The 13,604-nt window shown below is 68.6% G+C and carries 11 protein-coding genes; 3 read left to right on the top strand and 8 right to left on the bottom strand.

Going from position 1 to position 13,604, the window contains the following annotated elements; translation table 11 throughout:
- Positions 1-167: 167 nt before the first annotated feature.
- On the bottom strand, positions 168-1,679 hold the full coding sequence (gene dop / locus AC07DU_RS15315; RefSeq protein WP_479031621.1) for a depupylase/deamidase Dop: 1,512 nt from the start codon (positions 1,677-1,679) through the stop codon (positions 168-170).
- Positions 1,680-1,944: 265 nt separating this feature from the next.
- Complete coding sequence (arc, locus tag AC07DU_RS15320; protein ID WP_360887604.1) at positions 1,945-3,711, bottom strand: proteasome ATPase; 1,767 nt, start codon at positions 3,709-3,711, stop codon at positions 1,945-1,947.
- A gap of 264 nt (positions 3,712-3,975) precedes the next feature.
- Here arc and AC07DU_RS15325 point away from each other — a divergent pair, with 264 nt between their 5' ends.
- Positions 3,976-4,296: a ferredoxin gene (locus tag AC07DU_RS15325; RefSeq protein ID WP_360887607.1), complete on the top strand. Its 321-nt coding sequence runs from the start codon at positions 3,976-3,978 to the stop codon at positions 4,294-4,296.
- Positions 4,297-4,300: 4 nt separating this feature from the next.
- Here the strand turns inward: AC07DU_RS15325 and AC07DU_RS15330 are convergent, their stop codons facing one another.
- The 3 genes from AC07DU_RS15330 to AC07DU_RS15340 all read right to left on the bottom strand — a co-directional run bounded on the left by AC07DU_RS15330 (position 4,301) and on the right by AC07DU_RS15340 (position 7,221).
- Positions 4,301-4,909, bottom strand: coding sequence for a hypothetical protein (locus AC07DU_RS15330; protein WP_479111734.1), 609 nt, complete (start codon positions 4,907-4,909; stop codon positions 4,301-4,303).
- 197 nt (positions 4,910-5,106) lie between these two features.
- Positions 5,107-6,003 carry a tRNA (adenine-N1)-methyltransferase gene (locus AC07DU_RS15335; protein WP_360887613.1) on the bottom strand — a complete coding sequence of 299 codons (897 nt, stop codon included), beginning with the start codon at positions 6,001-6,003 and terminating at the stop codon, positions 5,107-5,109.
- Between the two features lie 18 nt (positions 6,004-6,021).
- A complete protein-coding gene (locus tag AC07DU_RS15340) occupies positions 6,022-7,221 on the bottom strand; it encodes a site-2 protease family protein (RefSeq protein ID WP_479111736.1) in 1,200 nt (399 codons plus the stop codon).
- 179 nt (positions 7,222-7,400) lie between these two features.
- Here AC07DU_RS15340 and AC07DU_RS15345 point away from each other — a divergent pair, with 179 nt between their 5' ends.
- Both AC07DU_RS15345 and AC07DU_RS15350 read left to right on the top strand, forming a co-directional pair.
- Complete coding sequence (locus tag AC07DU_RS15345) at positions 7,401-8,318, top strand: RecB family exonuclease (RefSeq protein ID WP_479031632.1); 918 nt, start codon at positions 7,401-7,403, stop codon at positions 8,316-8,318.
- A 65-nt stretch (positions 8,319-8,383) separates the two neighbouring features.
- On the top strand, positions 8,384-9,055 hold the full coding sequence (locus AC07DU_RS15350) for a response regulator transcription factor (protein ID WP_360887622.1): 672 nt from the start codon (positions 8,384-8,386) through the stop codon (positions 9,053-9,055).
- Between the two features lie 84 nt (positions 9,056-9,139).
- Here the strand turns inward: AC07DU_RS15350 and AC07DU_RS15355 are convergent, their stop codons facing one another.
- From AC07DU_RS15355 to AC07DU_RS15365, 3 genes are all read right to left on the bottom strand, one after another.
- A complete protein-coding gene (locus AC07DU_RS15355) occupies positions 9,140-10,723 on the bottom strand; it encodes an ABC transporter substrate-binding protein (protein ID WP_360887625.1) in 1,584 nt (527 codons plus the stop codon).
- 71 nt (positions 10,724-10,794) lie between these two features.
- Positions 10,795-12,399: an ABC transporter substrate-binding protein gene (locus AC07DU_RS15360; RefSeq protein WP_479111738.1), complete on the bottom strand. Its 1,605-nt coding sequence runs from the start codon at positions 12,397-12,399 to the stop codon at positions 10,795-10,797.
- Between the two features lie 490 nt (positions 12,400-12,889).
- A complete protein-coding gene (locus tag AC07DU_RS15365) occupies positions 12,890-13,591 on the bottom strand; it encodes an HAD family hydrolase (RefSeq protein ID WP_361947751.1) in 702 nt (233 codons plus the stop codon).
- Between the last annotated feature and the right edge of the window lie 13 nt (positions 13,592-13,604).

Consider the following 13,604-nt stretch of genomic DNA (forward strand, 5'->3'; position numbering starts at 1 on the left):
CGGTTCGCATGCTCATGTCGAAAGACCCCGGGATTCGGGATCTCTCAAGATCAGACCCTACGCCGGACCCTACAAGCCGGGCCCGATATTCGTCCCCGCACTTTCATAACGTCCGGCTGATTTCATGATTCCCTGACCGGAGCCCTTTCAGGCCCCTTCAGGCCCTCTCACTGTCCCGAAAGCACCCGCACCAGGTCCTCCGCCGTGCGGCAGCGGTCCAGGAGCTCCTTGACGTGCTTCCGCGTCCCGCGCAGGGGTTCCAGCGTCGGGACCCGCTGGAGCGAGTCGCGGCCCGGGAGGTCGAAGATCACCGAGTCCCAGGAGGCCGCGGCCACGTCGTCCGCGTACTGCTCCAGGCAGCGGCCGCGGAAGTAGGCCCTGGTGTCCTCCGGAGGCTTGCCGACCGCCCGCTCCACCGCCGACTCGTCCACCAGCCGCTTCATCTTGCCGCGGGCCACCAGGCGGTTGTACAGGCCCTTCTCGGGCCGTACGTCCGCGTACTGGAGGTCCACCAGGTGCAGGCGCGCCGCGTCCCAGCCCAGGCCGTCACGGCGCCGGTAGCCTTCGAGGATCTCCCGCTTGGCGACCCAGTCCAGCTCTCCCGACAGGCTCATCGGGTCGGTCTCCAGTCGGCCGAGGACGTCTTCCCAGCGGACCAGCACGTCCTTGGTCTGCTCGTCCGCGTCGGTCCCGAAACGTTCGTCCACGTACTTCCTGGCCAGCTCGAAGTACTCCATCTGAAGTTGCACGGCCGTGAGCGTCCGCCCGCTGCGCAGCGTGATCAGGTGGTGCAGGTCCGGGTCGTGGGAGACCTGGTGGAGGGTGCGTACGGGCTGGTCGACGGCCAGGTCGACGTTGATGAAGCCGTCTTCGATCATGGACAGGACGAGGGCGGTGGTGCCCAGTTTGAGGTAGGTGGAGATCTCGGAGAGGTTGGCGTCTCCGATGATCACGTGGAGCCGGCGGTACTTCTCGGCGTCCGAGTGCGGTTCGTCCCGGGTGTTGATGATGGGGCGCTTGAGGGTGGTCTCCAGGCCGACCTCGACCTCGAAGTAGTCCGCGCGCTGGCTGATCTGGAAGCCGTGCTCGCGGCCGTCCTGGCCGATGCCCACGCGTCCGGCGCCGGTGAAGACGAGGCGTGAGACGAAGAAGGGGGTCAGGTGGCGCACGATGTCCGAGAAGGGGGTTTCCCGCTTCATCAGGTAGTTCTCGTGCGTGCCGTAGGAGGCGCCCTTGTTGTCGGTGTTGTTCTTGTAGAGGTGGATCGGCTGGGCGCCGGGCAGCTGGGCGGCCCGGACGGCGGCTTCGGCCATGATCCGCTCGCCGGCCTTGTCCCAGAGGACGGCGTCGAGCGGGTTGGTGATCTCGGGCGAGCTGTATTCGGGGTGTGCGTGGTCGACGTAGAGCCGTGCGCCGTTCGTGAGGATGACGTTGGCGAGGCCGATGTCCTCGTCGGTGAGCTGGCTGTTGTCCGCGGCCTCGCGGGCGAGGTCGAAGCCCCGGGCGTCCCGCAGCGGATTCTCCTCCTCGAAGTCCCAGCGGGCGCGGCGCGCCCGGTGCATCGCCGCCGCGTAGGCGTTGACGATCTGGGACGAGGTGAGCATGGCATTGGCGTTCGGGTGGCCCGGGACGGAGATCCCGTACTCCGTCTCGATCCCCATTACTCGCCGTACGGTCATGCGGCCCTCCTTGCCCGGCGGCGCTCCCCTGCGGGAGCGGCGCTCAAGTACCGCTGGTGCTCCGGTGCGCGTGCTGTGCCTGTTTCGGTGCGGTGCCCGTCCCCGCACTGCGCGTCCCGCTGCGGTATGGAAGAGCCTAGAACCACATCGCGCTCGTGGGGAGATCGTTTCCGTCATTGAATTCGCCTCGTCACCGGCTGGAATCTGCCGGTAAAGCAGTCGGCTGCGGATGCCCGGGGAGGGCATCCGCAGCCGCTCCGCCGGGTCAGAGGTACTGACCGGTATTCGCCACCGTGTCGATGGAGCGTCCGGTGTCCGCGCCTTGCTTTCCGGTGACGAGGGTGCGGATGAATACGATCCGTTCGCCCTTCTTGCCGGAGATTCGGGCCCAGTCGTCGGGGTTGGTGGTGTTGGGCAGGTCCTCGTTCTCCTTGAACTCGTCCACGCAAGCCTGGAGGAGGTGGGAGACGCGCAGGCCCTTCTGGTTGTGTTCGAGGAAGGCCTTGATGGCCATCTTCTTCGCGCGGTCCACGATGTTCTGGATCATGGCGCCCGAGTTGAAGTCCTTGAAGTAGAGGACTTCCTTGTCGCCGTTGGCGTACGTGACCTCAAGGAAGCGATTTTCCTCGGTTTCGGCGTACATCTGCTCGACGACGGTCTGGATCATGCTGTGGACGGTGCCGGCCGGGGAGCCCTGGTGTTCGGACAGGTCGTCCGTGTGCAGGGGCAGGGAGGCCTTGAGGTACTTCGCGAAGATGTCCTTGGCGGCCTCGGCGTCCGGGCGCTCGATCTTGATCTTCACATCCAGGCGGCCGGGGCGCAGGATGGCCGGGTCGATCATGTCCTCGCGGTTGGAGGCGCCGATGACGATGACGTTCTCCAGGCCTTCCACACCGTCGATCTCGGCGAGCAGCTGGGGGACGATGGTGTTCTCCACGTCCGAGCTGACGCCGGATCCGCGGGTGCGGAAGAGGGATTCCATCTCGTCGAAGAAGACGATGACGGGGGTGCCCTCGCTGGCCTTCTCGCGGGCACGCTGGAAGACGAGGCGGATGTGCCGCTCGGTCTCGCCGACGTACTTGTTGAGGAGCTCGGGTCCCTTGATGTTCAGGAAGTAGGACTTGCCCTGGGCCTGTCCGGTCACCTCGGCGACCTTCTTGGCAAGGGAGTTGGCGACGGCCTTGGCGATGAGCGTCTTGCCGCAGCCGGGGGGGCCGTAGAGCAGGATGCCCTTCGGCGGGCGCAGTTCGTGTTCCTTGAAGAGGTCGGGGTAGAGGTACGGGAGCTCGACCGCGTCGCGGATCAGCTCGATCTGGTCGCCCAGACCGCCGATCTTGTCGTAGTCGATGTCGGGGACCTCTTCGAGGACGAGGTCTTCGACCTCGCTCTTGGGGACCACTTCGTAGACGTAGCCGGAGCGCGGTTCGAGCAGCAGGGCGTCGCCGGGGCGGATGGTGACGTCCAGGAGCGGCTCGGCGAGCCTCACCACCCTTTCCTCGTCGGTGTGCCCGACCACCAGGGCGCGCTCGCCGTCCTCGAGGATCTCCTTGAGGGTGACGATGTCCCCGGCGCGCTCGTAGGCCATGGCCTCGACCACGTTGAGTGCTTCGTTGAGCATGACCTCCTGGCCGCGCCGGAGGTCTTCCGGTTCGACGCTGGGGCTCACGTTCACGCGGAGCTTTCGACCTCCGGTGAAGATGTCGACGGTGCCGTCCTCGTTCGCCTGCAGGAAGACACCGAAGCCGGCCGGCGGCTGTGCGAGCCGGTCGACTTCTTCCTTGAGGGCCACGATCTGGTCGCGGGCCTCACGGAGGGTATTCGCGAGTCGTTCGTTCTGTGCGGAGACGCCGGCCAGATTTGTCTGTAGCTCGACGATCCGCTCTTCGAGAATCCTCGTGTGTCGCGGAGAATCGGCGAGCTTACGTCGCAGGACGGCGATTTCCTGCTCGAGATAGGCAACCTGGCCGGCGGGGTCCTCGGACCCTCGCCCGGGCCGGATGCCGCGGTTGATGTCGTCGTCGTGGGCTGCCACGGTCCTCACCTCCTCCAAGGGGAGCTGGACGCTTCCTGACCCTACCTGGGCTGGTGGTGATTGAAACCCCTAGATCACAAAGACGGTAGGGGTGTGTCCGATCTTCACCCTTGCGTACTCCCTCACCCCAAGGAAATACCCACCCATCAAACTCGGGAAGCGGCCGGTTGTAAGGTCGAAGTGTTCAACACCCGTCGAAGCTCGCGCGACTTGCTGCGGGCGGTGACCGGGATGGATCACTCAGCGCAGGAAACGGCAGGAGATATGACCGTGCACCAGGAGGCTCCGGCGGGCGTCGTCGGTGAGGCCGGGGAGCCGCTCGAGGTCTGGATCGACCAGGACCTCTGCACCGGCGACGGCATCTGCGCGCAGTACGCGCCCGAGGTGTTCGAGCTGGACATCGATGGTCTGGCGTATGTGAAGAGCGGGGACGACGAGCTGCTGACGGAGGCGGGGGCGACGACTCCGGTTCCCTTGACGCTGCTGCGGGACGTGGTCGACTCGGCGAAGGAGTGCCCGGGGGACTGTATTCACGTAAGGCGCGTTTCGGACAGGGTGGAAGTCTTCGGCCCCGACGCGGAGTGACGCTTCAAACACGCGTGGCGGACGAGTCCGTCAGCTCCTGGCGGAATTTGGCGTCGCTCCAGCGCCACTTGGCGAGCTGTTTTTTGTCCGGGCAGCAGCGCGGGACCTGGGGTGTGGAGTAGCCGAGGAGGCTCGCGGTGACGACGCGGTCGCGCACGGTGAGATCGGTGACGCTCTGGCGTTGCGGAGTGTCGAGCAGGGTGGCGACGACGCGGGGGCGGGAGCCTTCGGCGCGGTCCTGGGTGAGTACGTAGATCGCGTGGGGCGGGGTGCCGGAGCCGGCTTCGCAGCGGACGGCGGCCACGGTCTCGGGGCGGCCGTCGCCGTCGAGGTCGCCGTCGGCGGTGGCGGTGACGGTCTGCGGGGCGCCCTTGCAGTCGAGGGGGTAGGTGACCCCCGCGGGGTCGGGAGCGGTGGCCTGGGGGCCGTTCGCGGCGGGTTCTGCCGCGGCGGCCGTGGCGGTGCCGGCGGCGCCGGTGGCCGGCTGGAGGAAACCCGCGGCGGCTATGACGGCCGCCATGGCGGTGGCCGTGGCGAGCCAGTGGAGGGGCCGGGCGTGGCGGTGCGCCAGGTCGTCCAGCGCCGGGTTCGGCTCGGCGGGGCTGTGCAGCACGCGGGGTGTCTCCTTGTGAAGGGTGACGGGGAGCCAGCATCGTGCCACACCTCACATGCGGGTGGAACGGCCGGGTCCGGCGCGGCTGGTCCCGGCGGTGCCCGGCACCGGGCACAACGAAAAGGCGCTGTGGCGCAGTTCCCGCCGGGTAGGGGGAACTGCGCCGCAGCGCCGTCGTGTTGGGGTGGTCGGGAGGGTTACGCGGAGCGGTCGCTGCCGGGGCCGTCGTAGTCCTCGCCGTAGGCGCCCTTGGCGGGGCGGCGGCGGCGCATGGGGGCTTCGACGCCGTCCGCGAGGCGGCGGGCGGTGACGAGGAAGCCGGTGTGGCCGATCATCCGGTGGTCCGGGCGGACGGCGAGGCCTTCCACGTGCCAGTTGCGGATCATCGACTCCCACGGCTGCGGCTCGGCGAAGCAGCCGATCTCGCGGATGGACTCGACGGTCTTGGACAGCTGGGTGGTGGTGGCCACGTAGCAGCACAGGATGCCGCCGGGGACCAGCGACTTGGAGACCGCGTCGAGGCATTCCCAGGGGGCGAGCATGTCGAGGATCACGCGGTCGACGTCGGTGTCGGACAGGTTGTCCTGGAGGTCGCCCACGGTCAGCTGCCACGCGGGGTGCGGGCCTCCGAAGTAGCGCTCGACGTTGGCGGTGGCGATCTCGGCGAAGTCCGCGCGGCGTTCGTAGCTGTGGAGCATGCCCTGGTCGCCGATGGCGCGCAGCAGGAAGCTGCTCAGGGAGCCGGAGCCCACGCCTGCCTCGACGACGCGGGCGCCGGGGAAGATGTCGGCGAAGGCCAGGATCTGGCCCGCGTCCTTGGGGTAGACCACGGCGGCACCGCGGGGCATGGACAGGACATAGTCGGGGAGCAGGGGGCGCAGCGCGAGGTAGGCGACGTTGCCCGTGGTGCGGACAACGCTGCCCTCGGGTGCACCGATCAGCTCGTCGTGCGGGAAGGAACCCTTGTGGGTGTGGAAATTCTTCCCGGCTTCGAGCGTGAACGTGTAGTGGCGGCCCTTGGGGTCGGTCAGCTGAACCTGGTCCCCGACCTTGAAGGGCCCGCGTCGGCGGGCGGCACCGGTCGGTTCGGACATGTGACCAGTGTATTGGCTTCAGGACTGGGGCCGTGCCATGGCCTTCACGAAGGCCTTTTCGACGTCGAGGGTGGACAGGACGCCGTAGATGGTTCCGCCGGGTGCGAGGACGAGGTATTCGGTGGCGGGGTGGGTGCGCAGGTGGTCGAGGAGTTCTTCGCCGGTGAGCTCGGCTGAAACCTTCATGCCGTCGGTGAGGTCCTGGGCGAGGGTGCTGACGGCGACCCAGGGGCGGCGGTGTTCGGGGACGGAGGCGATGGCGCTTTCGCGGACGATGGCGGTGGGGTCGCCGTGGCCGTCGACGACGACGAGGGCGCGGGCGCCGGCTTCGTTGGCCCGGCGCAGGGCCTCGGAGAGGGGGGTGGCGTTCTCGACGGGGATGGCGCGCCGGGTGAGGTTGCGGGCCTGGAGTTCGGGGAGGTGTTCGCGCAGCCGGGCCATGCGCAGGCTGTTGCCGGCGCCGGTCCAGATGATGCCGGCGAGGATGGCGGCGAGGAGGGCGTCCATGACGGTGTCCATGCCGCCGATCTCTTCGGTGCGGTTGCCGAGGATTCCGGTGTGGGTGAGCAGGGGCAGGCCGAGGAGGACGGCGATGGCGAGGCCGCGTCCGACCCAGGCGGCGGCGACGGTGCCGGCCATGGGCTTGCCGGTGATGCCCCAGATGACGGCGCGGAGCATGCGGCCGCCGTCGAGGGGCAGGCCGGGGAGCAGGTTGAAGGCCGCGACGAGCAGGTTGGAGATCATCAGTCCGGCGAGGAGGACGCCGGGGACGGTGGCGGGGTCGACGGCCTTCATGCCGAGGTAGAAGGCTCCGGCGAGGAGGAGGGAGAGCAGGGGGCCGACGAAGGCGAGGACGAATTCGCGGCCGGGGGTCTCGGATTCCTTCTCGATCTCGGAGACTCCGCCGAAGAACTGGAGCTGGATGCGGCGCACGGGGAGTTTGAAGCGCAGGGCGGCGACGGTGTGCGCGAGCTCGTGGACGAGGACGGAGGCGTAGAAGGCGACGGCGAAGAAGAGGGAGACGAGGTAGCGGACGGCGCCGAGGTCGGGCAGGACGCGGTCGAGCTGGTCGCCGAAGACCCAGGTGATGAGGGCGGCGACCAGGAACCAGCTGGGCGAGACGTAGACGGGTACGCCGAAGGGGCGGCCCATGAGGAGTCCGCCGCCCGGTGCGGAGCGCCGGCCCGCGCGCTCGCCGGTTTCGTCGGTGTCTGCCACGGCTGTCCTTCGTTCGGTCGTGCGGTGCGTGTCTCTGCGTGTCTGTGCGTGTCTGTGCGTGTCGGTGCGGTGTCGTTCGGTGGTGCTGTTGGTGTGTGGTCCTCCGATCATGCAGTGCGAGGGGGCTCGTCGTCGATGGTATGCGCGTGCTGTCGGTGGCGGGTCGTAGGGTTTTGTCCATGACGACGAGCCCCGGGGCTGTGCCAGGTGCAGCCGATGCCGACGCGAGCCCGAGCGCTGTGGCGCCGACCTCGCTCTCCCCTTCGCGGGCGAGCGATTTCATGCAGTGCCCGTTGCTGTACCGGTTCCGGGTGATCGACAGGCTGCCGGAGAAGCCGAGTGCGGCGGCGACGCGGGGGACGCTGGTGCACGCGGTGCTGGAGCGGCTCTTCGACCATCCCGCGCAGGAGCGGACGGCGCCGCGGGCGAAGGCGTTGATTCCGGGGCAGTGGGACCGGTTGCTGGAGGCGAGGCCGGAGCTGACGGATTTGTTTCCGCCGGGTGATGAGGGGGCGGGGCTGGCGCGGTGGCTGACGGAGGCCGAGGCGCTGGTGGAGCGCTGGTTCACGTTGGAGGACCCGACGCGGCTGGAGCCGGTGGAGCGGGAGTTCTTCGTGGAGACGGAGCTGGAGTCGGGGCTGCGGTTGCGGGGGATCATCGACCGGGTGGACGTGGCGCCGACGGGTGAGGTGCGGATCGTCGACTACAAGACGGGCAAGGCGCCGCGGGCGGAGTACGCCGAGGGTGCGCTGTTCCAGATGAAGTTCTACGCGTTGGTGGTGTGGCGGCTGAAGCAGGTGGTGCCGCGGCGTCTTCAGCTGGTGTATCTGGGCAGTGGTGACGTGCTGACGTATGACCCGGTGGTGGCGGATCTGGAGCGGGTGGAGCGCAAGCTGCTCGCGTTGTGGGAGGCGATCCGTGAGGCGACGGAGTCGGGTGAGTGGCGTCCGCGGCCGACGAAGCTGTGCGGCTGGTGTGATCATCAGTCGGTGTGTCCGGAGTTCGGGGGGACTCCCCCGGCCTATCCTCTGATGATCATCCCGAGGCCCGCGGCGGAGTCCGGGGGGCCCGGGGCGGTCCGCCCGGACGGTTCCTGATCGTCCGGTCAGGGCACAATGGGCGCCGTCCGCCGAAGCCGTCCGACGAATTCGAGGTAGAGCCCGTGGCCATCCGTGTCCTTCTGGTCGATGACCAGCCACTGTTGCGCACCGGCTTCCGGATGATCCTGGAGGCCGAGGGCGACCTGGCGGTGGTCGGGGAGGCCGGGGACGGTCTGCAGGCGCTGGACCAGGTGCGGGCGCTGCAGCCCGACGTGGTGCTGATGGACATCCGGATGCCGCGGATGGACGGCGTGGAGGCGACCCGGCAGATCACCGGTCCGGGCCGGGACGGTCCGGCGAAGGTGCTGGTGCTGACCACCTTCGACCTGGACGAGTACGTGGTGGAGGCGCTGCGGGCGGGGGCGAGCGGGTTCCTGCTGAAGGATGCGCCGGCCAATGAGCTGGTGCAGGCGATCCGGGTGGTCGCGGCGGGTGAGGCGATGCTCGCGCCGAGCATCACGCGGCGGCTGCTGGACAAGTACGCGGGGCATCTTCCGTCGGGTGACGAGAGCGTGCCGAACACGCTGGGGACGCTGACCGAGCGGGAGGTCGAGGTGCTGAAACTGGTGGCCCGGGGCCTGTCGAACGCGGAGATCGCGGCGGATCTGTTCGTGAGCGAGACGACGGTGAAGACGCATGTGGGGCACGTGCTGACGAAGCTGGGGCTGCGCGACCGGGTGCAGGCCGCGGTCTACGCGTACGAGAGCGGCCTGGTGCGTCCCGGCGCCCAGTAGCGGCGGGGACGGGCGCGTACGCGAGCGGGCCGGCGGTCGCCTGGTGCGACTGCCGGCCCGCTCGCGCGTGGGGCCCGGTCCGGGTCAGCCCTTGCTGATCTCCCAGAAGCGGAAGACGGTCGAGGCGTCGAGGGACCACTGGAGGCCGTTGACGTTCTGGCGGGTGACGGCGTACTGCTTGCCCTGCCAGAGCGGGAGGATCGGGACCTCCTCGGCGACGATGTCCTGGAGGCGGTTGTAGTCCGTGTTGGCCGCGGTGCGGTCGGACTTGGCGGAGGTCGACGGGATGATCGTCCCGGTGATCTCCTTGTTGTCGTAGTTGTTCTTCAGGACGTTGCCCGGGCCGAAGAACGGCTGCGTGAAGTTGTCGGCGTCGGGGTAGTCGGGGACCCAGCCCTTGACGTAGACGCCGTACTTGCCGGCCTCGATGTCCTTCTCGTACTGCTCGTACTCGACGGACTTCATGTCGGCCTCGAAGAGGCCGCTGTCGTTGAGCTGCTTGGCGATGACCTCGAACTGCTGGTCGGTGGAGGGACCGTAGCGGGACGGGGTGGACCACAGGGTCAGCTTGATCTTGCCGTTGATGCCGGCGGCCTTCAGGACGGCCTTGGCCTTGTCCACCTGCGGGCTGCCGCCGTAGCGGTCGAAGAACGGGGTGGTGTGTCCGGCGATGCCGGTCGGGACGATGGAGTAGAGCGGGGTGGCGGTGCCCGCGTACACGTCCTTGACGAGGGCGTCGCGGTCCACGAGGTAGGCGATGGCCTTGCGGACGGGCAGCTTGCCGACGACGGGGTCGTTGAGGTTGAAGACCATGTGCTCGACCTCGGCGCCGGTGCCCTGGACGACGTCGACCTTGTTGTCGCCGGTCTTGGTGGAGGCGAGGGCGGCGATGTCCTTGGCGGCGAGGCCGCGGAACGCGAAGTCCACGTCCCCGCGCTCCAGGACCGCCTTGAGGCCGGCCTGGTCGCCGTTGAAGAACTTCAGCGTGACGCCGGTGTTCTTGGCCTTGGCCTTGCCGCTGTAGGACCCGTTGACGGAGAAGGTGGCGCTCTTCTCACCGATCGCGTCCAGCTTGTAGACGCCGGAGCCGATCGCCTTGTTGTCCGTACGCAGCTTGTCCGCCGGGTACTCGCTGTGGTCGACGATGGAGCCCGCACCCGAGGCGATCTTGCTCGGGAAGGTCGCGTCGGAGGTCTTGAGGCGGAAGACGACGGTCTTGTCGTCGGGGGCGTCGATGCCCGCTATCGACGAGAGCATCACGGCCGGGCCGTTCTCGTCGTTGATCTTCAGGGTGCGCTCGAAGGAGAACTTGACGTCCTTCGAGGTGAGGCTGTGGCCGTTGCTGAACTTCAGGCCCTCCCGCAGGGTGCACTTGTAGACCTTGCTGTCGCCTCCCTCGAAGGCGCAGCTCTGCGCGGCGTCGGGCTCGGGGGTGGTGCCGCCCTTGGGGAAGCTCAGCAGCGACTGGAAGACGTTGTTGAAGAGCAGCCAGGAGCCCGGGTCGTAGCCCGAGGCGGGGTCGGTGGACTTCACCTTGTCGGATATGCCCATGACCACGCCCTTGCCGCTGCCGGCATTGGAGCCATCGGTCGATCCGCAACCGCTGAGCAGCGCGGCGGCGGTGGCTGCGCCGAGCGGGGCCGCCAGCCACTGGTTACGTCGATTCACGCGAACGTCCTTCACAGTCGAACTGTTTCGTTGCTCCGGCCCGCGACACCCGCTGCCGGTCCTTGCCGCTGTCAGCCGCTTACGCCACGGCCGAGCTCCCACAGCTGGAGGTCGGAGATGGCGTTGACCGACCACTCCACTCCGGTGATCCCGTCGCGTGCGGCGACGTACTGCTTGCCCTGCCACAGGGGCAGGACGGGCACGTCCTCGGCGACGATGTCCTGTATCTCCGTCAGCGCGGGGACGGCGCCGTTGCGGTCGGCCGCCCGCCGGGATTCGGGGATGAGCCTGGTGCGCACCGCGCTGTTGGCGTAGGGCGTGCCCAGGAAGTTGTCCTGCTCCAGGAACGGGGCGAGGAAGTTGTCGGCGTCCGCGTAGTCGGGGAACCAGCCGAGGCCGTAGGCGGCGTGGTCGCCCTTCTTCTGCGCGGGGCGGAAGTCGGCCCACTCGCTGCCCTGGACGGTGATGTCGAAGAGCTGGGTGGAGTTGAGCTGGGCCTTGAGGGCCTCGAACTCGGTGGCCGTGCCGTCGCCGTAGTGGTCGCTGGTGTAGTGCAGGGTCAGCTTGACCGGGGTCTTGATGCCGGCTTCCTTCAGCAGGGCGGCGGCCTTGGGCGTGTTGGCCTCGCCGTACTTGTTGTAGAAGGAGTTGACGTGGCCGTTCACGGTGGTGGGGACCAGCGAGTAGAGCGGCTGCGCGGACTTGCCGTAGACCTTGGAGATGAGTGCGCCGCGGTCGACGGCGGCGGCCAGCGCCTGGCGCACGGCCTTCTCCTTGACGACCGGGGCCTCGGTGTTGAATCCGAGGTAGCGGATTTCCAGGCCGGGCATCGGGACCAGCTTGACGCCCTTGGGGGGCTGCGCGGAGAACTCGGTGATCTGGGCGGGCGACAGGGTGCGGGAGACCATGTGGATCCTCCCGGCGGTCAGCGCCTTGCCCATGGCCGCCGAGTCGGCGAAGGTGCGCAGTTCGACCTTGTCGTTCTGCAGCTTGATGTCGCCCTTGTAGTGGGGGTTCTTGCTGAAGACGGCGCGGACGAGCTGGTTGTCCTTGACCTCCGCCTTCATGGTGTAGGGGCCGGAGCCGTCCACGGCGAAGCCCTCGCGGAGCTTGCCGGCGTCGTAGTTCTTCTCGCTGACGATGCCGGCGGCGGGGGTGGAGAGCTTGTACGGGAAGGTCGCGTCCGGGGTCTTCAGCTGGAAGACGACGGTGTCGGCGCCCTTGACCTCGACCTTGTCGAGGGTGGACAGCAGCGAGGACGGGCCGTTCTCGTCCTTGATGGCGCGGACGCGGTCGATGGAGAACTTGACGTCCTGGGCGGTGAGCGGGTCGCCGCTGGCGAACTTCAGCCCGGGGCGCAGGGTGCAGCGGTAGCTCTGGTTGCCGGTGTCGGTGAAGCGGCAGGCGGAGGCTGCTTCGGGGACGGGCTGGCCGCCGCCGCGCGGGGTGTGCATGAGCGTCTGGACGGTCTGGCGCAGGACGTTCCAGGCGCCGGCGTCGTAGGCGTAGGCCGGGTCGAAGGGGGCGGGAGCGAACTCTGCGGCCTCGAACCGGTCGGTGGTTCCGACGACGATCGCTCCGGAGCCCGCTCCTCCGCCGCTCGCGGCGCCGCATGCGGCCAGCGTGGGGGTGAGCAGTCCGGCCGCGGCCGTCAGCACCATGGTCTTGCGGTTCATGCTGGAAGTACTCCCTGTAACCGGCACTTGTTCAAAGCGGCGTAGAGGGCACGTCGCGGCGGTCGCCCGTTCAGGGCGGAACGATCGGGCCGGTGGTGTGACGATCGGTCCACGCGCTCCCGGCACAGGGGTGTGTGTCCGGGAGGCTGAGGTGCGGCGCAGTGCCCGCGCTGACACTAGTGGTCCGGGGCGGGATGGCTGGAACTGGCCGGACATGGGAGGTAATCGCACCGTGACGGGAGTGAACCGGCTGTTCACACGACGCTCCGTCCGGATTCGGTCAGTAGCTGATCAATCCGGACACAAGGGAAGGTGTGCGGGTCGCGTGACAGGCCTCTAGGGGCTGTGACGGGTGACCAAGGTCACCTGAGGCAACTCCCACGGGAGGGATGGAATTTCGGCCTCCGGAGGCTGTGGCGGAAGATTCTCCCGCCCAGCCTCTGCCCTGCGGTTGTTCTGTTCGGCACAGAGCGTGTGCCGGTGTGTGCGTTCAGTTCATCGGGGCGATGAGGGAGCGCAGGAACGCCAGGTCCACGTCCTCCAGCGAGCGAACGACCGTACGTCCCGGCGCGGCTTCGATGCGGCCGACGGAGGGGATGGCCACGACCCGGCAGCCGGCGGCCTCGGCGGCGGCGACGCCGGTGGCGGTGTCCTCGATGACGGCGCAGCGCGAGGGGTGCGCGCCGAGCGCGGTCGCGGCCAGCAGGTACGGGTCGGGGTGCGGCTTGGTGCGGGCGACCTCGTCACCGGCGACGGTCATGGTGAAGCGGTCGTGACCCAGGGTGAGCAGGACCCGGTCGATGACGCGGCGGTGGGAGGCGGAGACGAGGGCGGTAGGCACGTTGTGCCGGGCCAGCTCGCTCAGCAGCCGCTCGGCGCCGGGCATGAGCGGGACCCGGTCGGCGATGCGGGCCTCGAAGCGCTCGTTGAGCAGGACGCTGAGCTCGGCGAGGCCGATGGCGGCGCCGGTGGCCTCGATCAGGAAGGTCGCGCTGCGGCTCATGGGGCCGCCGACGACCACGTCCCGCCAGGCCTCGTCCAGCCGGTGGCCGAGCTCGTGGAAGATCTCCGCCTCGATCTCCCACCAGAAGCCTTCGGTGTCGACCAGGGTGCCGTCCATGTCGAGCAGCACCGCCTGGAGGGCCGAGCCGTGGGCCGGACGGGCGACGGCGGCGGGAACGGTGCTCGTCATGCGCTTTCCTCTC

The organism is Streptomyces sp. NPDC045695, assembly GCF_056432025.1.